General features: G+C 48.6%; 27 protein-coding genes, 3 tRNA genes and 1 riboswitch. Of the genes, 1 reads left to right on the forward strand and 29 read right to left on the reverse strand.

Annotated elements, in window-relative coordinates; all coding sequences use genetic code 11:
- Positions 1-28: 28 nt before the first annotated feature.
- From C508_RS0112175 to C508_RS0112285, 23 genes are all read right to left on the reverse strand, one after another.
- Positions 29-1363, reverse strand: a complete 1335-nt coding sequence (locus C508_RS0112175) for an MFS transporter (protein ID WP_018703844.1) — start codon at positions 1361-1363, stop codon at positions 29-31.
- Positions 1356-2906 (reverse strand): tetratricopeptide repeat protein, encoded by a 1551-nt coding sequence (locus C508_RS18510; protein ID WP_018703845.1) that lies wholly within the window; start codon positions 2904-2906, stop codon positions 1356-1358. The genes C508_RS0112175 and C508_RS18510 overlap by 8 nt, the downstream gene beginning before the upstream one ends.
- A 118-nt stretch (positions 2907-3024) precedes the next feature.
- Positions 3025-4287 (reverse strand): diaminopimelate decarboxylase, encoded by a 1263-nt coding sequence (gene lysA / locus C508_RS0112185; protein ID WP_018703846.1) that lies wholly within the window; start codon positions 4285-4287, stop codon positions 3025-3027.
- A 13-nt stretch (positions 4288-4300) separates the two neighbouring features.
- Entirely contained in the window at positions 4301-5539 is a 1239-nt protein-coding gene (locus tag C508_RS0112190) for an LL-diaminopimelate aminotransferase (protein ID WP_018703847.1), read from the reverse strand.
- A 55-nt stretch (positions 5540-5594) separates the two neighbouring features.
- Positions 5595-6080, reverse strand: coding sequence for a MarR family winged helix-turn-helix transcriptional regulator (locus tag C508_RS0112195; protein WP_018703848.1), 486 nt, complete (start codon positions 6078-6080; stop codon positions 5595-5597).
- A 99-nt stretch (positions 6081-6179) separates the two neighbouring features.
- Complete coding sequence (locus C508_RS0112200) at positions 6180-7448, reverse strand: Nramp family divalent metal transporter (RefSeq protein WP_018703849.1); 1269 nt, start codon at positions 7446-7448, stop codon at positions 6180-6182.
- 4 nt (positions 7449-7452) lie between these two features.
- Positions 7453-8733, reverse strand: coding sequence for a magnesium transporter MgtE N-terminal domain-containing protein (locus C508_RS0112205; RefSeq protein WP_018703850.1), 1281 nt, complete (start codon positions 8731-8733; stop codon positions 7453-7455).
- A gap of 168 nt (positions 8734-8901) precedes the next feature.
- Positions 8902-9068, reverse strand: a riboswitch (M-box (ykoK) riboswitch).
- A gap of 107 nt (positions 9069-9175) precedes the next feature.
- Positions 9176-10714 (reverse strand): bifunctional metallophosphatase/5'-nucleotidase, encoded by a 1539-nt coding sequence (locus C508_RS0112210; protein ID WP_018703851.1) that lies wholly within the window; start codon positions 10712-10714, stop codon positions 9176-9178.
- Between the two features lie 226 nt (positions 10715-10940).
- Positions 10941-11017: transfer RNA gene (locus tag C508_RS0112215), tRNA-Arg, on the reverse strand.
- 12 nt (positions 11018-11029) lie between these two features.
- Positions 11030-11103, reverse strand: a tRNA-Gly gene (locus C508_RS0112220).
- A 9-nt stretch (positions 11104-11112) separates the two neighbouring features.
- Positions 11113-11189, reverse strand: a tRNA-Pro gene (locus tag C508_RS0112225).
- A 90-nt stretch (positions 11190-11279) separates the two neighbouring features.
- Entirely contained in the window at positions 11280-12032 is a 753-nt protein-coding gene (sdhB, locus tag C508_RS0112230) for a succinate dehydrogenase iron-sulfur subunit (protein ID WP_018703852.1), read from the reverse strand.
- Positions 12033-12034: 2 nt separating this feature from the next.
- Positions 12035-13741 carry a succinate dehydrogenase flavoprotein subunit gene (sdhA, locus tag C508_RS0112235; protein ID WP_051086813.1) on the reverse strand — a complete coding sequence of 569 codons (1707 nt, stop codon included), beginning with the start codon at positions 13739-13741 and terminating at the stop codon, positions 12035-12037.
- A gap of 102 nt (positions 13742-13843) precedes the next feature.
- Positions 13844-14464 carry a succinate dehydrogenase/fumarate reductase transmembrane subunit gene (locus C508_RS0112240; protein WP_018703854.1) on the reverse strand — a complete coding sequence of 207 codons (621 nt, stop codon included), beginning with the start codon at positions 14462-14464 and terminating at the stop codon, positions 13844-13846.
- 88 nt (positions 14465-14552) lie between these two features.
- Positions 14553-15110, reverse strand: a complete 558-nt coding sequence (locus tag C508_RS0112245; protein ID WP_018703855.1) for a Fe-S-containing hydro-lyase — start codon at positions 15108-15110, stop codon at positions 14553-14555.
- A gap of 18 nt (positions 15111-15128) precedes the next feature.
- Entirely contained in the window at positions 15129-15971 is an 843-nt protein-coding gene (locus C508_RS0112250) for a fumarate hydratase (protein ID WP_018703856.1), read from the reverse strand.
- 100 nt (positions 15972-16071) lie between these two features.
- A complete protein-coding gene (locus C508_RS0112255; RefSeq protein WP_018703857.1) occupies positions 16072-16578 on the reverse strand; it encodes a YfcE family phosphodiesterase in 507 nt (168 codons plus the stop codon).
- Positions 16575-17174 carry an XTP/dITP diphosphatase gene (locus C508_RS0112260; RefSeq protein WP_018703858.1) on the reverse strand — a complete coding sequence of 200 codons (600 nt, stop codon included), beginning with the start codon at positions 17172-17174 and terminating at the stop codon, positions 16575-16577. The genes C508_RS0112255 and C508_RS0112260 overlap by 4 nt, the downstream gene beginning before the upstream one ends.
- Positions 17171-17911 carry a ribonuclease PH gene (gene rph, locus C508_RS0112265; RefSeq protein ID WP_018703859.1) on the reverse strand — a complete coding sequence of 247 codons (741 nt, stop codon included), beginning with the start codon at positions 17909-17911 and terminating at the stop codon, positions 17171-17173. The genes C508_RS0112260 and rph overlap by 4 nt, the downstream gene beginning before the upstream one ends.
- Positions 17912-17977: 66 nt before the next feature.
- Positions 17978-18640, reverse strand: coding sequence for a coenzyme F420-0:L-glutamate ligase (locus C508_RS0112270; RefSeq protein WP_018703860.1), 663 nt, complete (start codon positions 18638-18640; stop codon positions 17978-17980).
- A gap of 2 nt (positions 18641-18642) precedes the next feature.
- Entirely contained in the window at positions 18643-19233 is a 591-nt protein-coding gene (locus tag C508_RS18515; RefSeq protein ID WP_018703861.1) for a hypothetical protein, read from the reverse strand.
- Positions 19230-20060, reverse strand: coding sequence for a glutamate racemase (gene murI / locus C508_RS0112280; protein WP_018703862.1), 831 nt, complete (start codon positions 20058-20060; stop codon positions 19230-19232). Before murI ends, C508_RS18515 begins: the two co-directional genes overlap by 4 nt.
- Positions 20044-20460, reverse strand: a complete 417-nt coding sequence (locus C508_RS0112285; protein WP_018703863.1) for an acyl-CoA thioesterase — start codon at positions 20458-20460, stop codon at positions 20044-20046. Before C508_RS0112285 ends, murI begins: the two co-directional genes overlap by 17 nt.
- A 253-nt stretch (positions 20461-20713) precedes the next feature.
- Here C508_RS0112285 and C508_RS0112290 point away from each other — a divergent pair, with 253 nt between their 5' ends.
- Positions 20714-21070 carry a hypothetical protein gene (locus C508_RS0112290; protein ID WP_018703864.1) on the forward strand — a complete coding sequence of 119 codons (357 nt, stop codon included), beginning with the start codon at positions 20714-20716 and terminating at the stop codon, positions 21068-21070.
- Positions 21071-21072: 2 nt separating this feature from the next.
- Here the strand turns inward: C508_RS0112290 and C508_RS0112295 are convergent, their stop codons facing one another.
- The 6 genes from C508_RS0112295 to C508_RS0112320 form a co-directional block, all read right to left on the reverse strand.
- Complete coding sequence (locus C508_RS0112295) at positions 21073-21690, reverse strand: nucleotidyltransferase family protein (RefSeq protein ID WP_018703865.1); 618 nt, start codon at positions 21688-21690, stop codon at positions 21073-21075.
- Positions 21687-22451: a selenium cofactor biosynthesis protein YqeC gene (gene yqeC, locus C508_RS18520; RefSeq protein WP_018703866.1), complete on the reverse strand. Its 765-nt coding sequence runs from the start codon at positions 22449-22451 to the stop codon at positions 21687-21689. The genes C508_RS0112295 and yqeC overlap by 4 nt, the downstream gene beginning before the upstream one ends.
- Positions 22452-22648: 197 nt before the next feature.
- Positions 22649-23413: a prepilin peptidase gene (locus C508_RS0112305; RefSeq protein ID WP_018703867.1), complete on the reverse strand. Its 765-nt coding sequence runs from the start codon at positions 23411-23413 to the stop codon at positions 22649-22651.
- Positions 23414-23538: 125 nt separating this feature from the next.
- Positions 23539-23880: a DUF192 domain-containing protein gene (locus tag C508_RS0112310; protein ID WP_018703868.1), complete on the reverse strand. Its 342-nt coding sequence runs from the start codon at positions 23878-23880 to the stop codon at positions 23539-23541.
- Between the two features lie 54 nt (positions 23881-23934).
- Complete coding sequence (locus C508_RS0112315; RefSeq protein WP_018703869.1) at positions 23935-24855, reverse strand: type II secretion system F family protein; 921 nt, start codon at positions 24853-24855, stop codon at positions 23935-23937.
- Positions 24856-26247 carry a TadA family conjugal transfer-associated ATPase gene (locus C508_RS0112320; RefSeq protein ID WP_018703870.1) on the reverse strand — a complete coding sequence of 464 codons (1392 nt, stop codon included), beginning with the start codon at positions 26245-26247 and terminating at the stop codon, positions 24856-24858. It lies immediately after the preceding gene.
- Positions 26248-26261: the final 14 nt, after the last annotated feature.

Consider the following 26261-nt stretch of genomic DNA (forward strand, 5'->3'; position numbering starts at 1 on the left):
TTCTTTCGTTATCCGCTTAAATCCCTCTTTAACTACTTGCCTGTTTGCCATAGGTCTCTTTAATCAAAAAGGTCGCCAATAAACCCAACAGCAAAACTACCGTACACATGGCAAAAGCATTCTGATACGCCTCTAGCGTATATATTTTTACCCCTTGCTCTATGCTTCCTTGCCAAAATTGATCCAACACCCAGCCAAAACCGGGCTGCATAAGAGCCGCACCAATAAACGGAGCCGAGTTTACCACGCCTGCAGCAATCCCTGTCAGTTGTGGCGGGTTCACTTCCTTGGCGCATACAACTGCCACCGATACGCCAGAAACGCCGATACCAAAGAAAAAGCAAATTAAAGCCAAGAGCCACCTTGGCAGATGTTCGCCCCCCAGCATTAAGGCAGCCAAAGCCGCCAGAAACAAAAGAGTTGTCACGATATACGGACTCCGCCGTCTCCCCAATCGGTCAGATAAATAGCCTACCAGAGGAGCTCCCGCCATATTTCCCAAAAACATAAGCAGCACTTGATTCGCCGCTTCCACTCGTGACATGTGCATTACTTGCATAAAGTAAGGCACACCCCAAATCCCGCTAAACGTCATATATACGCCAAACACTGCCACTGACGCCAAAAATGGCGTCCAGGTATGACGGTTGCGCAGCACCCTCAACAACCCCAGCTTCATCCCTATTTGTACGGAAGAAGCCGCAGCCGCACCGCCGAATTCGTATGCCGCAAGCTCCTTCATGGAAGGAAGTCCCTCTTCTGTTGGACGATTGCGAATCACAAGCCAGCAAGCTCCCGCCATAAGCAAAGAATACAATGCCACCAAGAAAAATGCTGATCTCCATCCGGTTGATTCTACCAACATAGCCAAAGGAGTAGCCGACAGTAACGAGCCACCGTTTCCTACAAGCGTCAGTAAGCCCAACATGGTCGCAAATTCCCGCAACCGAAACCATTCCGCCTGCAATTTAACCACATTCACATAGATCACGCTGACTCCCACGCTTGCTAAAAAGCGCCCTATGTAGAGACTGCCCAGGCTTTCTGCGCAACCTATTAGCGACGCCCCCGCCGCCGCAATAACGACAGAGGCGCTGATAACCAACCTTGGTCCATAACGATCCGCCAGCATGCCAGAGGGAACCTGCAACATGGCATACGTATAAAAGTAAATAGAAGACAGCATGCCTAGCTCCGAAGCTTGAGCAATCGAAAAATCCCTCATTAGGCTATCGGCAACAACGCCCGTCACGGTCCGATGAAAATAAGCCGCCAAAAAAGTCAGCGCCGCACACAACCAAATCCATTTTCGTTTTTGTTCCAGCCGTTTTATTTTTCCCAACCAACCATCAGCTTCATTCATGATTTTGCCCTGTATCCTCCAGCGCTTTTTTTACATCACGAATTACTTCAGTCCAGTCTCCAAGTCGTTTTTGACGAAACAATCGCATGCTCGGATACCAAGGGCTGTCTTCCCGGTCGAGAAGCCAGCGCCAGTCTGGATTATAAGGAAGCATCAACCACGTTTTTTTGCCCATGGCTCCCGCTAAATGCGCCACTGCAGAATCAACGGTCAGTACTAGATCCAAGTTAGCAATAATCGCCGCCGTAGCCGCGAAATTTGTTAAATGTAATGTAATATCCGCAATCGCTGCTGGGACTGGTAATTTCATTAGGTCCTTCGCTCGCTCTCCCGCTTGTAAGCTCAACAAAAAAACTTCTTGTTGTTCAAATAATGGCTGCAAACAATCCAGCGGAATGGAACGATTTTTATCATTGCTATGCGCAGCATTCCCCGCCCACACCACGCCAACTCGTAATTTTCCTTGGGGATTTAACTTTCTAATTCGCTTCGCCCACTTAGCCGTTTCCTGTTGTTTCGACTGCACATATGGTATTTTTCGGGGAATTGACTCTAGCCTTGTATGAAGCCAATGAGGCAAACTCAACAAAGGCGACGCCAAATCATATTCCTGCAAAGGAAGCATTTCACTGCTATCCCATACCCGACACTCCGGCAAAGACTGCCGCACAAGATCTTCTAGCGGCTTTTGCACCAAAATGCCCACTTCTTCCGCCATTTCCGCTACTTCGGTTGCATATCGCAGAAATTGCAACGAATCCCCGTATCCTTGATCAGCATATAGTAAAATTTTTTGCCCCTGCAGGCATTCCCCCCGCCAATGAGGCAGCGGTAATTGCCCGTGGCGCCGCGTTAACAGCCGCAAATCGTCATATTTATCCCAGCCCAACTCATAACGTCCCTGCAACAAATATAGTTCCGCCAGCGAAAAGTCCGCTTCAACAAAATCTTCTTTAAGTTGGAGCGCTCGTTTTAAACAAGCTTCCGCCTTTTCAAAGTCATGCCTATTTTTTAAAGCCAACCCAAAATTGTACTGGATAGTAGCATTAGTTGGTTCAAGCTTCACCGCTTGTTGAAACGACTGGAATGCTTCTTCTTGGCATTGGACGTCCCCTTCTAACACCAGGCCCAAGTTATTGTAAGCGTCAGCAAATAACGGCTTCCATGACAAGGCCTGCCGAAAACAAGATTCCGCTTCCCCTAGCGCGCCTGTTCTCCGTAGGATCACTCCTAAATTATTGACGGCCTCCGGATATTTCGGTTGAAGAACAAGAGCCCACCGGAGCAACTCCGCCGCTTTCTCCAGCATACCCGCTTTTCCAAGCACCAAGCCCAGTTCCTGGTAAAAGGAAGCCTCTTCCGGGTCTAAGGCTATGGCCTGCCGCAGCGCATCTGCCGCTTCCGCTAAATTTCCGTTCTCATTAAGAAAGCCTCCCAGCCGATAGTACGCCTCTGGATTTTGAGGGCTTTTCTGTACATTTCGCCGCAGCTCTTGCTCTTGTTTTTTGAGACTAGATACAATTACTGAATCTTTCTCTTTCATGGTCAATAGTTTCTCCTTACACTCTTTTGGCCTTATATATATCTATATTCCAAAACACTTCAAATCTCCTGCCAAATGAAGGTTTCTTTATTGACCATACACGAAACAGCCTCTTTATTTACGATCTATAGACTGCAAGGACTTGCTGCACCAGCTGTTCCGGAGTGGCCTTAGCCCTGGACAGCCTTACCGTTCCTTGTTGTACAACCGCCTCTGCCGGCAAGGAACGCAAATTATAGATAGAAGCCATCGAAAAGCAATAGGCTCCAGCATTTAAAAGGCAAAGATAATCTCCTACCCGAACCGTCGGCAGCAAGCGTTCTTTAGCAAAACAATCACCGCTTTCGCAAGTGTTTCCATACACGTCATATTCACAGAGAGCGCCGCCAGGATTGCTTATATTAATAACAGGATGATACGCGCCATAGAACACGGGGCGAATGCACTGGTGAAAACCGGCATCGGTCCCTATAATCACTCGTCCGTTAGCTTCTCGCACGGTGTTTACTTGCATGATCAAGCATCCCGCTTCTGCAGCAATAAATTTCCCCGGTTCAAAATACAATGCAAGCTCTCGTCCATATTCGCGACAATACGCTGCAAACAACTGAACAATTTTTTTGCCAAAGTCTTCATAATTTACTTCCGGCTCATTCGGATGGTATTTCACTTTAAAGCCGCCGCCAAAATCAACGAATCGCAGCTTAGGGAAGCGCTCACGCGTAGCAATTTGCAGTACATTTTTCATCCCTTGATAAACGGCTTCCGTGTCCCCAATACCGCTCCCGGCATGCATGTGTATGCCGACAATCCGGAGATTATATTGACGAGCAATTGCCGCCGCTTGTGAAGCCTCTTCCAGTAGGAGGCCAAATTTTGCCGCCTTGCCTCCTGTTTGAACCTTTTCATTCTCTCCTGTCACCACATCCGGATTAAACCGCAAAGATACTTCTGACCCTGGATAGCATGCCGCGTATCGTTCCAGCCGGAATAAGGAGTCAATATTCAGCAAGACCTTTTGTGCCTTTACCATATGCATATCCGCGTCGGTCATATGATTTGCCGTAAAGATAATCTTTTCAGGCTTAAATCCCAAAGCTAACGCCAATAACACCTCGGCAGGACTCACCGCATCAATACATGCATTCGCTTCTCGCAAGCGCACTAAAATATCTTTATTATAATTGGCCTTCATCGCGTAATGAATTTTCAAAGCAGGCCAAGGAATATATTGGTATAAGCTTTTGTACTGATTTTCAATTAAGTCCAAATCATACAGGTAAAAAGGCGTCGCAAATGTATCGGCCAATGCCTGTAGCGACTGACCTTGCACGCTATATTCACGGTTAGACTTCAAAATCATTTTCCCACATTCATTCATGGTCTTACCTCCTCTAAAAAATCAACTCCAGCTCCGTTAATCGCTTCTCTAGTTCTGCAATTACTTCAAGTTCTTCTGTTTCCGTCTCCGCTTCAAACGTAACGGATAGACGAATATAAGCCCCGGCATCATCCCAAGGAATCGTAGAAATCAACTTTTTTCTCAGCAAGAAATCCGAGAAATCTTCTGCGCTGGCAAAGTTTCTGCCGGACTTAGTTCTTCGCGGAATTGCGGTATATAAATAGAAAGAAGCTTTCGGTTCAACGATAGAAAATCCAATCCGCCGCAATATTTCCGCCAGCAAGCGATGACGCCGTTCGTATTTTTCCGCTGTTTTCCTTGTTATTTCCGGATGCCGTAAGCAATACGCACCTGCTTTCTGAATCGCTGCAAATTGACCAGAATCATGATTGTCTTTCACGGCTGCAAACCCTTTTACTACTGCAGCCTGTCCGCATAAAAACGCCAGCCTCCAGCCAGTCATATTAAAAGCTTTTGATAGCGAATGAATTTCTACGCCCACTTCTTTCGCTCCTGGAATTGATAAAAAACTTAGCGGCTTCTCCTCGCCAAAAGTCAGTGCTGCGTACGCTGCATCCGCCACAACGATAATCTGATGTCTCCGAGCAAACGCAACGACTTCTTCAAAAAACTCCCGCGTGGCTGATGCGCCAGTCGGATTGTTAGGATAGTTTAGATACAGCAACTTTGCTCTGCAGCATTCTTCTTGCGTCAAAAGACTGAAATCCGGCAAATACTGATTTTTCGCCGTCAGTAATAAGTTGACTACTTCTCCGCCTAAGGCTTTTGTGGCGCTCCCTATAATAGGATAGCCAGGAACCGTCATCAGCGTAATATCCCCGGGATCGATAAACGCTTGTGGCAACAGCGCTAAAATAGACTTGGATCCAATACCATGAATCACTTCCGCATTTGCATCCAAGCCATGAACGCCATATACCCGTTCCATATAACGCACGGCGGCATCTTTAAACTCTTGTAGGCCGTTATCGCTATACCCGCGATTTTCTCTCTTCTTAGCCTCGGCATATAAAATGTCTATCACACTTTTTTCAGCCATCCAGTCCGGCTCGCCCACGCCTAAATCAAGCAGCTTTAGAGTCTGATTGGTTTTACACGCCACTTTCTTAGCCCGTTTTATTTTCTCAAACTTATACAATACACTTTCATCGCCGAATCTTTCTCCTCCCAAACGCTGCGCAAATAACTGCTGAATATACGTAGCCGCCATAATACGCCCTCCTTTTATTTGTATAATACAAATTTATCTTAAAAAAAGACCAACTTTATGCTTTGGCCTTTTCTAATGCTTCTACTAAAAACTCCACCGCCTGCATAACCTCTCTAACATGTCCGCGCGGCAAAAGTTGAATAACGTCACGATAATACGCTGCAATTCCTGCTTGCAACCGCTTTGCGACCAGCTCCCCTTGCTCGCTTAGGGATGCTTCAACAACACGCTTATCTTGAAATGAACGGCTGCGACAAACAAGACCATCGCGCACTAAAATACTCATAATTCGTGTTACCGTGCTGATTTCCAGATGCATATGCTCGCTAAGTTCGTTCATCGACAGCCCCGGCTGCCGCAACAATTCCAACAACATATGACACTGCGAACTGGTAAATCCGTAGGTTCTTATCGTTTCACGTTCTAGTATCTGCATCGTCCGTACCGTTCGTTGTAACAACGTTCCTATATCTTCCACACAGCGATTATATTTCTCTTCTTCAATCGTAATTTTCCTCACCTCTCTTTTTATTTGTATCATGCAATTAATTTCTTGTCAACATTTTCTCGTACATTTTCATTAAAAAAGCGTCCTAGACGGTATCCCCATCTAGAACGCCTTTGCACTTCTTTTTATTTATTACCCGCTCCCAAGCAACCCTTCAAACCATTCCGGCATGAGCGTTGAACCAAGCAAGAGCAGCGTTAAAATAATCAAAACGATCGTAAAAATCCAAGCCACTACATTATACCATTTTGAATTGGCATACGAGCCCATCAAATAATTATCACTGGCAATCAAAACCATAAAAATCAAGATAGGCGGCAATAGCACACCATTTACTACCTGCGATGCCAGCATAATGTGATACAACGAAAGATCCGGCCATAAAACCAGCCCGGCGCCCCCTACAATTAACGCCGTATATAAGCCAAAGAACACCGGCGCTTCTTCATAAGACTTGCTGACGCCATGCTCAAAGCCGAACGCTTCACAAACAGCATACGCCGTACTCAATGGCAGAATAAAGGCTGCCAGCATGGAAGCTCCAAGTAGGCCAACAGAAAACAAAATACTGGCGTACTTGCCGGCCAAAGGCTCCAGCGCGATAGCCGCATCACTGGCGGTTTCAATAGAAACGCCGTTAACATACAGCGTCGATGCGGTAGCGATAATGATGAAAAAGGCAATCAACCAGGTAAAAAACGAACCAACAATAACATCCCAGCGAGTGTATTTATAATCAGCTGCGGTAATACCTTTATCTACCACCGATGCCTGCACATAAAACTGTCCCCAAGGCGTGATCGTCGTGCCGATAACGCCTATCGCCATCAAAAGAAAATCTGCATCCCAAGAAAAAGTGGGCGTTACCGAAGCTATAAAGACTTCTTCCCACGGCGGCCCTACAATAAACCCGGAAATTACATAGCTGAAAAAGGTAAGGCATAGGGCCAAAAAGACCTTTTCCGTCTTGGAATAGTCCGCCTTCAAAACTAAAAACCAAACTAATGCGCCCATAATTGGCACCGAGATATACCGGCTGACGCCAAAGATCTCAAAGCTTGTGGCAATACCCGAGAACTCGGAAGCCGTGGTCCCCATGTTTGCAACAATCAGGATCGTCATCGCAAACAACGCCCATCTAGCGCCATACTGCTCGCGAATCAAATCGGACAGCCCTTTACCAGTAACCGCGCCGGTACGCGCCGACATTTCCTGCGCAATAACCAAGCATACGGTGCTGATAAACATGGCGAAGAGCAAGGCAAAACCATATTTAGCGCCTGCAGCGGCGTAGGTGGCAATGCCGCCTGCATCATTGTCCGCGAAGGCAGTGACAATGCCAGGGCCCATAACTGACAAAAAAATAGCTATACGTGTACGAAACGAATTTACCGCCGTCATTGCCTCACCCCTCTCTCAGCGCGCGCTTGCTTAAATACACCGACATGGCATCTGGCACAGAACGCTCCGGCATCAAAATGTCTAGTACGTCATCGACCGTAATAATGCCGCAGAGAATGCCAGCTTCATCTACAACAGGCACAGCCAGCAAGCCATATTTGTGAATAGTGTCCGCCACTTTCCGATGACTGTCTTCATGATGGATCGTAATAATCTTCGTATGCATTAATTCGCCCAGCACCGTATCCGGCTTGGCAATGATCAATTCTCGCAATGAAAACACGCCCAACAGTTTTTCCGCCGCATCAATTACATATAAATAGTAAATGGTTTCCACTGCCGGCGCTAGCTCCCTGATGCGTTGGATAGCCGCTTCGGCTGTTAAGTCCACCGATAAGCCGATATATTCCGTCGTCATTAAGCCGCCAGCAGTATCTTCCTCGTACTGCATAAGCTCTTTGACTTCCTCCGCTTCCTCGGATTCCATCAGAAGCAATAGTTCGCTTGATTTTCCCTCCGGCATTTCACTCAAAATATCAGCCGCTTCGTCTGGCGGCATTTCTTCAAGTAAATCCGAAGCCTGGTGCCCATCAAGCTGGGTTATAATTTCCACCTGCGTATCCAGTTCCATTTCTGACAAGGCTTCTGCGGCCTGTTCCACATCCAAAGCCTTAATGAACACAGCCCGGCTGTTATAATCCATTTCCTCCACAAGATCGGCAATGTCCGCCGGATGCAGCTTGCTCACTTGCTCCTTGTTAAGGTTCAGTTTCAAGCTGGCGGTTCTTGATTCTAACGGGGTGATGGATTGCCATAAGATATAATGGTTATTTACATTGCTTACTAAAAACTCCAATCCTAACCTGCGAATCAGGCCGCGCATGCCAATATCGGCGGCCAAAAGAAACAATTGCTGACGCCCGTCTACCTGCGAGCAAGATAAAAGAATATCATTGACCCGCACTAGTTTTGAGCCTTTCAAATCGATAATCTGTTTATCAAGCAGCCATTTGCCTACATAAAGTTCTTGCTCGTTAATATCTGCAATTTCAATTTCTGCCAACGACTTACACAACTGAACCTCTTCTGCCGCCCAGTCTTTGACCTGGCTGGCCGGAATCAGCCGATGAATGTCTCCGCTATGGCGAATACCTGTAATATAAGGCATACCGCCATCCCAGCGTACAACCACGTCTTTAACTTTTCCCGCCGCTTTGCCAGCGCCGTCATAAATTCGCCGCCCCCGCAGTTGACTGAAATAAATTTCTTGCATTGATTTTTGCATAGTATCCCTCTTCTCTGAATACCGACGCCAAAGGCCGGCTTACTTTCAAACATCGCTTACTTCCAGGATCGGTATCCATACAACCACCACCTTTCTTAAAATTTAGCAACTAGTAAGTGCTTAAAAAAATAAATGCCTCCCCAAAGGAAGGCATTACAAATAACCTATGTCTCCCCCTAATCGTTGAGTTTTAGCACTGCATAACGTAGAGAAAAATCTCAGCCACCTTAAGTAAAACCTTGTGTCGATAATACCTGTTCTACCCATTGGCGTCTCTCGACGTTTCCGGGCAGTGGCCTATTTTTATGCAGGAGCCTCACCTAACAGAGATATTCTTTTTTCTTTCCTGTAAAATTCTGCTTTAGTCTATCACAGCTCGTTAACCCTGACAATATCTTTTCCATAAGATCCGAAAAACGTAACGCATTCTTTACAAAGCTTCTTATGCCACATCAGGCAGGCGCAAACTATCTCCCTTGCGTTCAAGCAGCCGTTCATCGCCAGTAAAGTCTATCGGCTGTTGACGCTTCATTTCGCGTAAAACGATATCTCGCAAAAAGATGTACGTATCTCGTCCTTCCAAGCCTTCGCGCAACATCGTATACCCGTCACCGCCCGCTGCCATGAAGTCATTAGCCACTACCAGATAGTGCTTGCCATCTACAAGCTCATCGCCACTAGCCAAGCGAACTTCTTTGATCCGAGATCCTTCCGGCATATCCGGATCGCAAACTACTTTTAAACCAGAAAACTGCAACATTCCAAAGGTCTGATTAAATAAGCCATGTTCTAAAATTTTACGAATTTGCTTCCCGCTCAATTGTACTGTATAGAGTGTATTGTCAAAAGGAAGTGCGGCATATACCTGCCCTAGCGAAATTTCTCCTGCCGGCAGCCCCAAGCGAACACCGCCTCCATTTAGGAAGGCCACATCCGCCTGTACAGAAGAACGCATGGCATCCGCCACCCACTGGCCCAACGGCGAAAAAACATTACGGCTATGCTCTAGGGGATAAAGAGAACTTCCTACAGCCTGCTCTTTTATGGCTATAATCGGCTCTTCCTGGCGTTGCACCAGCTCTTGCATACGTGGATCGGGAGGTACCGGATGCGCTACCAAATCCGTCACACTGGCAGAAAGCATCTGCACTGTTTTCATTTTTGAATCGTAATTAAGATGTACTTTCCCCAAGCTGCGGCCATAGGCTTCCGCCTGCAGTATAGCTATGCCTTTAACAAAACCAGCCACCCTTTCATGAGAATGAGCGCTTACCAGCACATTTACTCCTGTCAACTTCTCCGCGACGTCTGCAGCCTCACCGGTTATCTTGCCATTCTTATCCATATAGGAAGACAAATGAGTTAAGGCAATAACAATGGCAGCGCCATGCTTGCGCGCATCCTGAGCCCAGACGTTAAGCCGGGCCGCAGGATCTTGAATCTCCAGCCCATATACTGCGTTAGGATGACTTTTATAGAGCGTTTCCTGGGTCACAGAGCCAATGACGGCAATTTTAACGCCTTGCCGCTCCAAAATTACATATGGCTTCACAAAATCCAACGGAGCGCCAGTCTGCTTATCCACTACATTGCCGCACAAAAAAGGAAACTGCGCTTCTTTCGCTCGTTCCTGCAATACCCGCAAGCCCCAGTCAAATTCATGATTTCCCAAAGCCATAGCATCCACTTGCATAGCATTCATCATTTCAATTACCGGACGCCCATATAGCAAATTAGAGTCCACGCTTCCTTGCAGCATATCTCCTGCCGCCAATAAAAGCGTTCCTTGGGGATTACTAGCGCGTTCCTGTTCAATCGCCGCCATCAGTACTGCCGCTCCAGGGCGGCGGTCTTCCGGCGCTAAAGCCCCGTGAAAATCATTCACAGTCAATACATCTAGTTGAATCTGCTGCGCTTGAACCGCAGCACTACTCAAGCATACTAAAATACATACTAAAAGAATCCGGCCCCATTGCCGCATAAAAATCCCCCTCTCCAACTTCGCTTGTATACTTCGCGTTATACTTCTTATTTCCTGCCAACACAGCTCCCTAAATCAGGTTATTCTCCTAAACTGTATATCTCCTGCATTTCCTATGTTCTGCATAAAAAAATGGTCTGTATTCCACATTTCTATGGATACAAACCACTTTATAAACGTCTGAAACCCTCGTTTTCATTGGGTTCCCCTGACAGCCAGTTTTTAATGGCGTCCCAGGAGAGATTCGAACTCCCGACCGACGGCTTAGAAGGCCGTTGCTCTATCCAACTGAGCTACTGGGACAGGAGAAAAAAATGGAGCGGGTGAAGGGAATCGAACCCTCGTAGCTAGCTTGGAAGGCTAGTGCTCTACCATTGAGCTACACCCGCATGTCTGAATGGTCGGAGCGGCAGGATTCGAACCTGCGACCCCCTGGTCCCAAGCCAGGTGCTCTACCAAGCTGAGCCACGCCCCGGATAATCACATGGCATATTATACGCGATTAATGCATGCTTTGTCAATAAAAAAATAACCGGTTGCTAAAAGCAACCGGTTATTGAAAGATTTACTTGTTCAACAGGTTTTTGATAGCCTGTTTGTTGACGTCCCGATTCAGCTGCGCGATATAATCGGTCAGCTTGATGTCTTTCGGGCAAGCCTGCACGCAGTTTTGGCTGTTACCGCAATTGCTGATGCCGCCTTTGTCCATTAGGGCGTTCAAACGATCTTCCTTGTTGTATTCACCGGTAGGATGCAGGTTGAACAAATGAGCCTGACCCATCGGAGCCGGTCCAATAAAGTTGGAGCCAGCATTGACATTGGGGCATGCATGCATGCAGCAGCCACAAGTCATGCAACGAGAAATTTCGTAAGCAGTCGTTGCTGTGTAGGGATTCTGACGGGGAGCCATTTGATTGACCGGCCAAGAGCCGTCAACTTCAACCCAAGCATGAACACGCTTGAGGCTTTCAAACATGACGCTGCGGTCGATAATCAAGTCGCGAACCACCGGGAAGGTACGAGCCGCTTCCAAACGAATCGGCTGTTCCAAATGATCGATCAGGGCGGCGCAAGCCTGTTGAGCTTTGCCGTTGATAACCATCATGCAAGCGCCGCAAACTTTCTCCAGGCAGTTGCATTCCCAAACGACAGGAGTGGTTTTCTTGCCGTCTTTAGTTACAGGGTTTTTTTGGATCTCCATCAAGGAGGAAACCACGTTCATCGCCGGGCGGTATGGAAGTTCAAACTCTTCCGTATACGGCGCGCTAGTAGGCGAGTCTTGTCTGGTAATAATAAAATGAACGGTTTTCTTGCTCATGCTTATTTCTTAACCTCCTTAGCAACGTCGTAACGACGAGGACGCGGTTTGATCATGGAATGATCAAAGTCGATGTAGTCGATTTGCGGTCCTTCCGGGGTATAAGTAACACGCGTGGTTTTTAGGAAGTTCTCATCATCACGCTCAGGGAATTCAGGCTTGTAGTGAGCGCCGCGGCTTTCGTTACGCATCAAAGCAGCTTTCGTAATAGCCTGGGCATAGATGATCATATCCCGCAACTGACGGGTGAACATAACTTCCTGATTGCAGTAATGGCCTTTGTCGTTCACGCCGATATCATCCCAACGCTTCAGCAGGTCTTTCAAGAGGCCTTCCGCTTTGGCGATGTTCTCGTTAATACGAACGATGGCCACGTTTTCCAGCATGATTTCGCCGAGTTCCTGATGCAGCTTGTAAGCATTTTCAGGACCGTTCATAGCCAGAAGTTTTTCAAAGCGCTGAATTTCCGCATCCTTAGCGGCTTTCAGTTCTTCTGCACTCAAGGCCGGGCCTTCCTGCTCGCCTTTCGCCCAGCGCATCGCGCTCGGGCCGGAAACCGTACCGGAGTAAGCGGCCGACAGCAAGGAGTTTGCACCCAAACGGTTGGCGCCATGATATTGATAGTCGCATTCGCCGGAAGCGAACAGACCAGGAATGTTGGTTCTGTGTTCGCGGTCAACCCAGATGCCGCCCATGGAATAGTGAACAGCCGGGAAGATACGCATCGGAACTTTGCGCGGATCATCGCCAACGAACTCTTCGTAGATCTCGAGGATGCCGCCCAGCTTGCGATCCAGGTAATCACTGTCGATGTGAGACAGATCCAAATATACCTGGTTTTCGCCGTTGATGCCCAGCTTCATTTCCGTGCAAACTTTGAAGATGGCGCGCGCAGCGATGTCACGCGGCACCAAGTTGCCATAAGCCGGATACATTTCTTCGAGGAAATACCAAGGCTTGCCGTCTTTATAAGTCCAGACACGGCCGCCTTCACCACGAGCCGACTCGGACATCAAGCGCAGCTTGTCGTCACCGGGAATGGCCGTAGGATGCAGCTGAATGAACTCGCTGTTGCCCAGGTACGCGCCTTGCTGGTACGCGCTGGAAACGGCAGAACCGGTGCAGATAACGGAGTTGGTGCTCTTGCCGAACACCAGTCCGGGGCCGCCGGTAGCCAAAATAACAGCGTCAGCCGGGAAAGCTTCGATTTCCATGGTAGTCATGTTCTGAGCCAAAATACCACGGCATTCGCCTTTTTCGTTCAAAATGGCCTTCAGGAAATCCCAGCCTTCGTATTTCTTAACGGTGCCTTTGACTTCCCAATGGCGAACCTGCTCATCGAGAGCGTACAAAAGCTGCTGACCGGTAGTAGCGCCGGAGAAGCAAGTTCTTTTGTTTTTCTGACCGCCGAAGTTACGCAGGTCCAACAGACCTTCCGCAGTACGGGTCCAGGTCACGCCCATGCGATCGAACATTTCGATCAGTTTCGGAGCCAATTCAATCATACCGCGAACAGCTTTCTGGTCAGCCAGGAAGTCGCCGCCGTAAACAGTATCGTCAAAATGCTCATCAATGGAGTCGTTTTGACCTTTAGTATTCATGCAGGCGTTAATGCCGCCCTGCGCACAAACCGAGTGCGAACGCTTAACCGGGCAAAGGGAGAAGAGATCGACTTCGCCACCGGCTTCGCTGATCTTCATAGTGGCCATCAAGCCTGAAAGGCCGCCGCCAACAACAATAATTTTCTTTTTCACTAGGGTTCTCTCCTTATTTCCAAAATTTAAGATTACAGCAACATGGAATGGGGAGGATTATGCGCCAGCAGCAAACTTGACAACTGCTGCAACGCCAGCTACGCTCATCAAAGCGAAAAGGCCCCATGCCAGCTTATTGACAAAGTTTTGCGCCTTAGGACCGGCAGCAATACCCCAGGTGATGCAGAACGTAAAGAGACCGTTTGTGAAGTGATAAATCGCAGCCACAAAACCAATAATATACAAAACCATAACCAGCGGATTGCTGAGATAGTCATGCATGGTATTGAAGTTGATGCCGGGGCTGTATTTCATGAAGAAACGCATGTAACCGACATGCCAGATCAGGAATGCTACCGTAATGAACGCAGTCATCCGTTGCAGCCAGAACTGACGGTTGCGGGCGTATGTATAGTTGCCCACATTATGCTGTGCATCAAAAGCGTACATCAGACCGTAAATGATGTGGAACAAGAAAGGAATGGCAATGGCGAAGATTTCCAACGGAATCATCACCGCCGTAGGAATGGATGCCAGGTGCTCAACGCCGGCATTAAACATTTGAGGACCTACCAGGGCTGTAGAAATGGTTGCGGTATGCTCCAACAGGAACAGTCCGATCGGCACGATCCCCGAAATGGAATGAAGGCGCCGGATATAAAATTCAGTGTTGCTCATGCTTTTACCTCCTGTATTCGATGGGCACATGATGCACGGGCGAAGCCCGCATTTTTTAGGACATTAATAGAATTGCTCAACCAGGGAGTTAAATCTTCCGGTATGGTCTTTGTCCTTCTTCGTAGAAGCTGTTCCCTTCACTATCGACAACGACGATGGCAGGAAAATCTTCTACCGTCAATGCAGCTAGTGCCTCTGGACCGAGTTCAGGGTAAGCCAGCACTTCGTATTTTTTGATGCATTTGGCAATCAAAGCAGCAGCTCCGCCAACAGCGGCAAAATACACGGCGCCGTTCTTTTTCATGGACTCAACAACTTCTTTGGAACGGGAGCCCTTGCCAATCATGCCGCGCAGACCTTGATCCAACAAAGTAGGCGCATAAGCGTCCATACGACCAGAAGTCGTCGGGCCCGCAGAACCAATTACAGCACCTGGCTTGGCAGGGGTTGGTCCCAAATAGTACACAACCTGGTTCGTCAAATCTACCGGCAGTTTTTCACCGCGCGCCAAGGTTTCTGTCATAACTTTATGAGCAGCATCACGAGCGCTGTAAACAATGCCGGTAATCAGAACGCTGTCGCCAGCTTTCAGATCGCGAACAACTTCTGCGCTCAGCGGAGTAGTAATACGTTTCTTCTCGGCCATCTCTCTCACACCTCCTTCTTAGAGTTCCACATCGGCATGCCGGGTAGCATGACAGCTGATATTTACAGATACCGGCAAGCCGGCGATGTGCGTAGGATACCATTCAATGTTAACTGCCAGAGCCGAGGTAGTTCCGCCCAGTTGAGGTCCAATGCCGGTCTTGTTGATCATTTCCAGCAGTTCCCCTTCTAGCTTCGCGTACTCCGGATGGTCATTGCGCTTGTCGATGCGGCGCACCAGCGCTTTTTTCGACAACAACGCCGCTTTTTCCATGGTGCCGCCAATACCTACGCCGACAACCATAGGAGGACAGGGATTCGGGCCTGCATGCTTGATAATATCAAGGACAGCCGCTTTCACGCCTTCAACGCCGTCAGCCGGAACCAACATCTTCATGCCGCTTTTGTTTTCACTGCCGAAGCCTTTCGGGGCCAGCTTAATTTTCAGCTTATCCCCTGGCACGATGGTAGTATGAATGACTGCGGGAGTATTGTTCGTCGTGTTTTTACGATTGAACAGCGGCTCTTCCACAACCGATTTACGCAAATAGCCTTCGGTATACCCTTTCGCTACGCCGGCATTGATGGCTTCCGTCAAGTCGCCTCCAACGATGTGCGCATCCTGACCGAGTTCCAAAAAGATAACGGTCATGCCAGTATCCTGGCAAATCGGCACGCTTTCCTCACGAGCGATGTCGGCATTTTTGACGATCTGAGCGATTACGTCTCTGCCGAGGGGAGATTCTTCGGTCTCCTGAGCTGATTTTAAAGCTTTGTACACGTCGTCTGACAAATAGTAGCAGGCGTCCATGCACATTTTGGCAACAGCCTCAGTAATTTTGGCAACCTCAATGGTACGCAAAGCAACTCCTCCTGTTTCTACATAAATTTAAATAGATGGAAATAATTTTTACGTTAATTTTAGCACAATCACGTTGCCTTTACAACCTTAAATTTTTTAATTACTTTTCTATCGAAAATGGTTCAAAGCCTTGAAAATGAAGGATTTCCGCCTCCACCACCTTGCCGTTTTCTATAGAGACCCGCCCCCAGCTTGGCGCCTCATCTCGGGAATGTTCCAAACTTCCAGGGTTGAATATTAATACAGAGTTCTGTACTTGGTTTTCATTTTGATGGGTGTGACCATACACGGCAATTTGCGCGCCATACTGCTGCGCCCACCAAACAAGGTCGCCTCGTCCGTTTTTTACATGCTGTCGGTGACCATGTGTCAGCCAAATTAATAGATTTTCGACCTCTACAAACTCTTCCGCCTTACCATCTCCAGGCCGATCGCAATTACCGGCAACAGCAATTACCGGCACCGGGCACCATGCCGCCAACCAACGCGCATCCCGGATATAATCCCCCGCATGCAGCCACATATCTACAGGACCAGTTTCCTCAACCGCTCGTTTTAGCAATTGCAGATTACCGTGAGTATCGCTCAAAATCCCAAGGCGTTTCATTTTAATCCTGCCTCAGCCAATTTTTTCGCCATAGCTGCAATCGCCTTGCCCCGGTGACTAATTTCATTTTTTTCCGCCAAAGTTAGCTCGGCAAAAGTCTTAGCCAATTCCGGCAAAAAGAACAACGGATCATAGCCAAAACCTCCGTCGCCTTTCTCCGCCATAAGCAGCCGCCCCTCCACCGAACCTTCCGCTTCCATCATCCGCCCATCTGGAAAGGCTAAAGCCAAGGCGCAGCGAAAGCGTCCCGTCCGCCGTTTTGATTCGACGTCCACCATCTGCTGCAGCAGTTTGGCGTTATTGGCCGCATCATTGGCCCCCTCTCCTGCATAGCGAGCGGAGAAAACCCCTGGCGCTCCTCCCAAGGCATCTGCTTCTAAACCAGAATCATCCGCCAAGCAAGGCTTCTTTGTGTACTGCAAATAATGCTGCGCTTTTTTGCGCGCATTCTCGGCAAAGGTTGCTCCGTCCTCTACGGCTTCGGGAATCTCACCAAAGTCCTTCAACGACAAAACCTTCACAGGCAATTGACTGAAGGCTTTTTCAAATTCAGCGATTTTTCCCTTATTCTTGCTAGCAACTACAAGTTCAATCACGGCTCTCGTCCTACCTTCCAAGCCAACGGGCCAAGAACATCCTTTTGGTATTCAATCAAAGTCCCAACGCCTTGTTCCGCCAAAGCCAGCATGTCCGCCAGCTCCTCCCGGGCAAAAGGACGTTGCTCGCCCGTTCCCTGGACCTCTACAAAACGCCCGTTACCGGTCATGACCACATTCATATCTACAATCGCCTTGGAGTCTTCTTCATAGCACAAATCCAAATAGGCCTGTCCGTCCACAATCCCTACACTAGAGGCTGCTAAAAAGTCAGTAACTGCAAAAGGGCGTTTTTCATCATAAATCGTATTGACTGCATCCACCAAGGCGATAAATGCACCGGTAATCGAAGCCGTCCTAGTACCGCCGTCGGCTTGCAATACATCGCAGTCAATCCATACGGTTCGTTCTCCTAATGCTTTGAGATTCACTACGCTGCGCAGCGCCCTGCCTATCAAGCGTTGAATCTCATGCGTTCGGCCCGTGACTTTCCCTTTGGCCGACTCGCGCACATTACGCACCTGCGTCGAACGGGGCAAAAGCGCATACTCTGCTGTAATCCAGCCCTCGCCGCTGCCTCTTAAAAAATGCGGAACCTTGTCCTCTATGGTCGCCGCGCATAAAACCCGTGTATTCCCCACTTCGATCAAAGCCGACCCTTCAGCATAGCGCATATAGTCTCTTTGAATATTCACCTTGCGCATCTGCGCTGGCGTACGTCCGTCAATTCGTTTCATGACTGCCTCCTGTTAGCTTTAGAAAAGCGACCACAAAGACAATTGTCTTCGTGGCCGTCAGCTTGTTTAAACTCGATAATGCGAAGCAATTTTAGCATAATTTTTGATTACGACTATAGGGGTCTTTTGTGAAGCGTTGCCAAAAGGATTATCAATCAGCATTTTCTCCACCTTGCGCAAATCCACTCCCGGTGAACCGCCCAGTACGTAAGAACGCTTCAAATCATTCACATCCGCTACTACAGCGCCAAAGCATCCCAAACGTTCTTTAATCTCTTTTGAGACTCCTTCAGGGTCCTCCGGTCCTAATACAATATGCTTGTCAAAAGGAGGCATGGTCCCCGTCACGTCGTCAATCAAGCGAGTTTGTTCGCCAGACATAGCGTAAAACACGCCAGATTTCCCAAATAGTTTCGCCAGCATGCCTACAAAGAGCCAAAAAGCAATCCGCCATTTACCAGCGGCGTCCATGGCCAGCTGCATGCCGTAAATACTGCTCAAGCTTGCTTTTTGCGGAATAAAGCGACACAGAACCCGCGCTAAAAAACAGGGATTCATCTCCTCCGGACGCACCATCCGTCCCTGGGTAATGGCGACTACGCTTTCCGCTACCGAGACCACATCATCCGGTCCGATTAAGTCTTTACCATACGCTTCGATGGCGTCGACAATATTATCTGCAGGCGTCAAAATGCGCGTGCGCACTGGCACTAATTCAAGCTTCTCCATGATTACGCCTCCTCTTCTGCCATCGCTGGCTGCGTTTCCGATTCCACGGCATCCGGAACAACCGCTTGCGCCGAAAATGCCGTTTTAAATTCCGCAGCAGGCAGAACTAGCCGTTCCTTATGCAATGCGCATTCTCCTCGGCCCACTACCTGGTAGTACAGTTCCACTGGCATATCCGCCATACTCGCTACAGCCTCAGCCAACGACCCGTTTTTAGCAGTCAACGCCACGGTCAAAACCAAGGTATTCCCTTTGTTTCCTTCAATGATAACCGCTTCAAAATATCCGTCTTCACGCGGCGCCGTAAGCAACTCTAGGCGAGATTCCACTCGCGCAGCGTCATACTGCTCCTGCGGCAACAAATGGCGCGGAAATGCGTCCAAGATAATCCCATCTTGAGACGCCAAATTAAACAAAGGAATCTGCGCAGAAAAAACCCCTTTGCCGTCTTCGACGGAAACCAATTGCAACTCCGTGCGTTGCGCCGTCAAAATCTCAATCTCCGCATCGCCTTGACGTACAATGTAAATCCATACACCTAAAATGCCTAAACCTACAAGCAAAATCAACACTGCTAGTAATTCCACTTTCATGCCTCCAAACGGTTAATTTCTTGTTTTTCCATCGACGCATGCATAATTTTCACCTGCGCATCCTGTAAAATCATAGCTGCTAGGCGTTGCGCCCGCAATGGCTCGCCGGATACATACAAGCGCAAGCTTCCTTGCCGCTGCGGCGCCTCCATCCCTTGTTCCTGCAAAAACCGCTTAGCCGCTTGCGCCGTAGCCTCCGCCGGATCAATCAGCGCTACGCCCTCGCCCAGAATTTCCTGCAGCAAGCTTCCAATCACCGGATAATGCGTACATCCTAATATTACAGCTTCCGTTTCCGCCTGCCGCAACGGCTGCAAATAGGATACTGCCGCCTGCCTCAATTCGGAAGACGCTAGCCGTTCCTGCTCAATCAATGGTACAAATTCGGGGCAAGGCTGTCCAAAAAAGTGCGCATCGGAACACAACGCAAGCGCATCTCGTTCGTGCTTACCGCTATTTACCGTTGCCGCAGTAGCGATAACGCCAATACGCTTCCCGGGACTAGCCTGCAAAGCCTGAGACACGCCGCTATCCATGCCGATTACCGGGAAAGGAAACCGCCCTTGCATATCCGCCAAGCCCCAAGCAGTCATGGTATTACAGGCTACTACAGCCAGTTTCACACCGTGTTCTTCCATAAATTGAAGAATCTGCCCCATAAACAAGCAAATTTCTGCCGGCTCCCTGCCGCCATAAGGTGCGCGAGCCGTATCGCCAAAATAGAGGATATCCTCCGACGGCAGCAGACGACGCAGCTGTTGAACCACCGTCAAACCGCCCACGCCGGAATCAAATACGCCAATCGGCGCTTTATGCTTTCCAGTCATCTTCCACCCACCTGCTCAACCGTTCATATAATTCAGGTTCTACACGCGCAACACGTCCAGCGGCATTGGTAAACGCGTTTTGTGTCTTTCCCGTCGCCAAAAGCGTTTGATCTGCCAACCGTATCACGCGGTAAGAAAAGACCAGTTTCACGCGTGACGCCTTTACCAGCTTGGTCTCAATCGCCAATACATCGTCAAATCTCGCCGATGCCCGATACTGGCAAGATACATCTGTAATTGGAAATAAAACATCTTGCGCCATCAGATCGTTTAAGTACACTCCCGCCTTTTTCAACAGCGCTACCCTGCCAATTTCAAACCAGCGAAAATAATTGGCATGATGCGCCACTCCCATGGCGTCCGTTTCCGCAAAGCGAACCTGTTCTTCAACAAGAACCATCCTATCCGACCTCTCGTTTCCGTTGTTGCATTTTCCAAGGAATCAGCGACTTTCATCCCCTTAAAAAGCAGGAACGACGCACGCCGTGCAGCGTACGTCGGAATGCTTTCTTTATTGTACTGTCATTCTCCTGGTTTGTCAAAAAAAGGACTACACGCTGCAGAAGCCGTCACAAAAGGATTTGCGGCCGCTACGAAGAATTCTGCCAGAGAACTATCAGTTTTCTTTTATTTTACAAGGAGGCTTAAATTACATGCTCCCGAATCAAATTCCTACGTCGCTTCGACCGCGCACCGTTCTGTTTCTCGGTCTTATCGCCCTGCTTTTATCCTTCGCTTTTTCCTCTGTCTCTGAAAAAGAGCCACCCGCAGCGCAGCTCATTACAGCTAAGGATATAACGCAGTTGCACCCTGGCATGACTTATGAAGAAACAGCGCGCCTGTTGCGCCGCGAAGGCCAGGAAGTTTCTTCCGTCACCGTACCTCAAGGACAACTCGAATCAGCAGCCAGTACTTACTTCATGGTCTGGCGCAATGAAGATGACAGCGCTTTGGTTATTTTATTTCGCGACAACCGCATCCTGGAAATATACAAGCAAGGAATAAAATAGTTTTATCCCTTACTTTGTGTTTCCAGTAACCGTTGAAGCCGCAAATATTCTTCCCATGTATCTGCATCTTCAAAAACAAACGGCTCCGCCCAAGCCAGCGTTTTTACATGTTCCGGATAACGCCGTACCAATTCCTTGCCGCCGCAATCTTCTTTCAGCAACGCCAATTCCTTCAACCAATGCGCCCCAAATAAAATTGGGCTGCGCATTACCCCGGCATGCATCGGAACCAAAATAGCCTTAGAATCATGTATTTGTTGAAACGTTTCCAACATTCTCTTTAACAAGGATTTCGTAACCAACGGCTGATCTCCTTGCAAAAAAAGCACTCCGTCTAAGCCATCCCTCAATTCAGCCAAACCTAGACAGATGGAAGAAGCTTGTCCACTCTTGCGTTTTTCATTAAAAATGCTAGGAATGCCTTGTGCCTCACATAAGTCTGCCAATTCCTCTTTCGGCTCGCCAATAACAACAACCCGACTTGCAAAGGGAACTTCCGCCACCACTTCCAGCACATGAGTCAGCATTGGCTTTCCATCTAACGGCAGCAGCAATTTCTGTCGCCCCATACGAACTGCCATACCTGCAGCCAAAACCACAGCGCCAATTGATACGCTCACAATTCTTGCACCTCCATTATTTCCAGCCGCGACGTTTTAGAGTTGCGATGAGCTAAAGCGCAAAGCTCTATATCCGCCTGTTCCAACTGCAAGCAAGCCGCAAACTCCGCCAGCGGAAAATCACTGTTTTTCTCTCCCCCTGTAAGCAATAGCAAGCGCCGGCCCTGGGCGTATTGAAAAACCCCTCTGGAAGACGTCGCCAATAGTACATAGTCTTGTAAATCCACATACTCGCCCGGTTTTTTGCCCAGTATGCTGCAAACTTCGGGCAGTCGATAAACAAACCGTTGTTCCAGCCGTTTCCCCAAAGCCCGTATATTAAGGACGCCAATGGTCACAGCCGTTTCGGAAGGAACTACCGGTTCATGACAAGCCGGCGCTTTCAACCAGCACCCCTTGGCGCCATCCGCTTCCACCAAAATAACCGCCTCCGGCAACATTTCAAGCAGCCAATCCACTTCTTCCGGTTCTACTCCTACCGCTTTCTCGCCAAGCCAACCGCCGATCCAAGCGGCCGTCTGCCCCAAAGACTGCCGCAAAGCCAGCCTCCCTGCCGTTTCTGCGGCTGAGTCGCAAACAATCGGCCGAAATTGAGCCAGTTGCTTCCAATGCATTTTTGTCGTCGTCGTCAGAACAGTAGTCAACTGTTTTTCTTGGGCTTCCGCCAACAGAGATAACGCTAAAGAGGTCTTCCCGCCAGCTCCCACCAAAGAAATAATGCCCTTTCCAGGAAGCTTCAAGGATCGCCAGGCTTGCTGCACAGTCTACACCTCCGTCTGTTTTCTCTATCTTGTTATCAGAGTACCTTATTTCTCTGTTTTTTTCACTAAAATCCAAACGAAAAGTATTGTAAAAAACAAAAAAGGACTGTATTGAAACTTATGTCTCAATACAGTCCAGGCTACAGGCAAAATTTCAATTCTTGACGGTGCACGCCACGCGGGACATAGGGCCCGCTTTAAAAAATCCCCTGCCAATACCAATGCAGCAGCTGCCGCTCATAAAAATAAGCAATCCAACAGCCTAGCGCCAAAAAAGGTCCAAAAGGGATGTAATCTTTGCGCCCCTTAAGACCCAAAAGCAACAGCACGCCCCCTATTAGACCGCCTGCAAAAAAAGCCGTCAGCAACATCAAAAACAATTGCGACACCGTTAACCAGCATCCTGCAGCCATAACAAACTTGACGTCTCCTCCGCCCATGCCGCCACGGCTGGCCAACGCAATCACCACCATAACAGCGCCGCCGCTAAGAACGGAAAGACCGTGCGCCAAAAGCGCTTGCAGCCACGATTCATTTCCTAAAACACTGATCGCCAAGCCGCTTACTGCAAAAGCAACCAAAACTTTGTCAAAAATTAGCTGCCACTCGTAATCTATGAATGAAATCAGCAATAAAAACGCAGCTAAAATCAAGAACGTTCCGCTTTGCAGCCACGATTCTCCTTGCCACATCGCAATACCGCCTACTATAGCCATTGCCAATTCCACCGTTATTTGCAGCTTTCCCATTTCTTTATGACAATAGCGGCAACGGCCATGATTCAACAGATATCCTACCAAAGGAAGTGTATCTAGCCATCCCAGAGCAGCCTGGCATTGCGGGCATAGCCTTCTCCCTCCCCATAACGATTGCTGACGGGGAATGCGATAGATACAAATTGCGAGAAAATTACCGATAACCAGTCCCAGAATGATTCCTATCCCTATCGCTCCCATTCCCATTCAGCGCCCTCCTTATATGTTGTTCATATAATTTAATTTCGCCATTTTCCCCAGCATTCCTACTTTGTAAATTAAAAGGCCATTGCCTATATAAACAAGACAACAGCCTTTGCAATATGCTCTATTTAGTTCCAAGCAACCTGTTCGCCAACTTGGCAAGACAAATGCTTCAAACTTCCCGAGGGAAGTTCCACGACCGCATGGGCTTTCCAGCAAAAGCGCATGCGCCAGGGACGCACATCTGGTTCCACTTTCAAGATGGTGCCATCACACCCTAAAAACAGCAAATCCAGAGCAAACGCCATACCAATGGTATGAACCGCATTACAGGGCACAATAACCATCCCCTCATTTTTCCCAAACTGTGTTCGCCCCAACAGCCCTCGCAAACGTTTCCACACCGTATCCGCCACTTGCAGTTCCTCTACCAACACCTGATTGCTGCGAGAAAGATTGCGCAGTTGCATAACGCCCGCTCCTCTCTATAGCTGCGCTTTCAATTCGATAACAGCATGGCCGGTTCACTTGAAAAGAGTGGTTTTCATCAGCTGCAATACTGCCGGTCCCAAAATAATAATAAACAAAAAGGGAAAGATGAAAAAAACTAAAGGTACCAACATTTTAATCGGCGCTTTCATTGCTTTTTCCTCAGTACGCTGCCGACGCCGCTCCCGCATACTCACCGCCTGCACCCGCAATACATTGCCGATACTGACCCCCAGATGATCCGCTTGAATAATTGCTGCCGTAAACAAGGACAAATCCGGCACATCACAACGGCGCCCCATGTCTCCAATGGCCTTTCGCCGCGCCACGCCCATGCGCATCTCCTTTAATACCCGGCCAAACTCATCCACCAAAGGGCCTTTCATCTTCTCCGTCAGCTTCGCCAATGCTCCGTCAAAGCCAAGCCCCGCTTCCACGCTCACCGTCAGTAAATCCAAAGTCCCCGGCAAGTCTTTTTGAATCCGATTCTTACGCGCCTGCACTTGATTATTCAGCCAGACAAAAGGCAACAAGGCCCCAAATATCAGGCAGAGCAGACCTGCTTTCCAGACAATATCCATCGGCAAATGGACCAACTGCATGCCGCTCACAACGCCCATCGGGAGCAGAATAACCACCAAAGCCCAAATAAAAAGAAATTCATTCGTTCCCAAGGTGATGCCGGCCATTACCAAGCGCGTTTCTACCGCCTTCTGCAACGACTTGGGAGTCAACCCTGCCAGGCCCTCCCCTATCGATGCCAACAAAGGAAGCAGTACACGCTGATAAAATGGTTTATCCATATCATCCAAAGGTTTATCCTTTGCAAAACTTCTCTTTTCTAAGGCATGCAGCCGTTTTCCAGCCGTATTGGGAGCCTCTTCTTTCTTGGATAGCAGCGCATAAATGAGCAAAAACAGGCTTACGGCCATGCCCAAACTGATGAGCAACTCCATTTACCATCCCCCCTCTTCTTCCGATGCCCAGAAAAGCTCCGTCGGCAAAACAATGCCGTTCGTCACCAGCTTCTCGTAGAATTTGGGGCGAATGCCCATGGGCTTAAAATGCCCCACAATCCGCCCATGATCATCCTTGCCTTTTTGATCAAACACAAAGAGGTCTTGCAGGGTAATAATGCTCCCTTCCATGCCCCGCACTTCCGTCAAGTGGGTGATCCGCCGACTGCCATCCTGCAAGCGGGCCTGATGCACAATTAAATCCACCGCTGATGCAATCTGCTCCCGAATGGCCTGCACCGGTAACTCCATGCCCGCCATCAGCACCATGGTCTCCAAACGAGCCAGCATATCCCTGGGGCTATTAGCATGGCCGGTGGTCAGCGAGCCGTCATGTCCGGTATTCATTGCTTGCAGCATATCCAGCGCTTCTCCGCCGCGAACCTCACCGACTACAATACGATCCGGCCTCATACGCAAAGCGTTCTTCACCAAATCGCGCATAGTAATAGCTCCCTTGCCCTCAATGTTGGCTGGGCGCGACTCCAATGTTACCACATGCTCCTGACGCAACTGCAGCTCTGCCGCGTCTTCAATAGTTACAATCCGTTCGTCCCCGGGAATAAAAGAAGAAAGCACGTTTAGCGTCGTCGTCTTGCCGGATCCAGTCCCTCCGGAAACGACAATATTGAGTTTACCTTGCACGCAGGCTCTAAGAAATTCCGCCATATCCTTAGTCAACGTGCCATAGTCGATTAAGCGGCTGACCGTCAACGGGTTTTTAGAGAATTTGCGGATCGTCAGGCACGGTCCTTTCAAGGCTAACGGCGGAATAATAGCGTTAACCCGCGAACCATCCGGCAAACGCGCATCCACCATGGGCGAGCTCTCATCAACGCGCCTCCCTAAGGGAGAAACAATTTTTTCGATAATCTGCATTACATGGGCGTCATCGCGAAAACGAACATCTGCTTTAAACAGCTTGCCTTTACGTTCAATATAAATCTGATTAGCTCTGTTCACCATAACCTCTGAAATGGTTTCGTCTTTTAACAATGGATCAATCGGTCCAAAGCCCAAAACAGCATCCATCATTTCATCAATAATCTTATTCCGATCATTCCTTGGTATCGGCACATTCTGCTCTTCCATCACCTGATTGCAGATTTGACCGACAAACTCTTCCAACTGCTTACGGTCTGGATTTTTGCTAGTAAGAATCTTGCCTTCTTCCTGGTTCATAGCCTCTACAATGCGTTGATGAATATGACTTTTCAGTTCCTGATATGGATCTGTCGGCACAAAAGCTTCCTCTAGTACCTCCGGTACGCCTAACGCCGGCTGTGCAGCTTTCTTCTGCGCCTCAATCCTGCGCCTCAGTAATGACGACATTTCCAATCCCCCTC

The sequence above is a fragment of the Anaeromusa acidaminophila DSM 3853 genome (genome assembly GCF_000374545.1).
Lineage (GTDB): Bacteria > Bacillota > Negativicutes > Anaeromusales > Anaeromusaceae > Anaeromusa > Anaeromusa acidaminophila.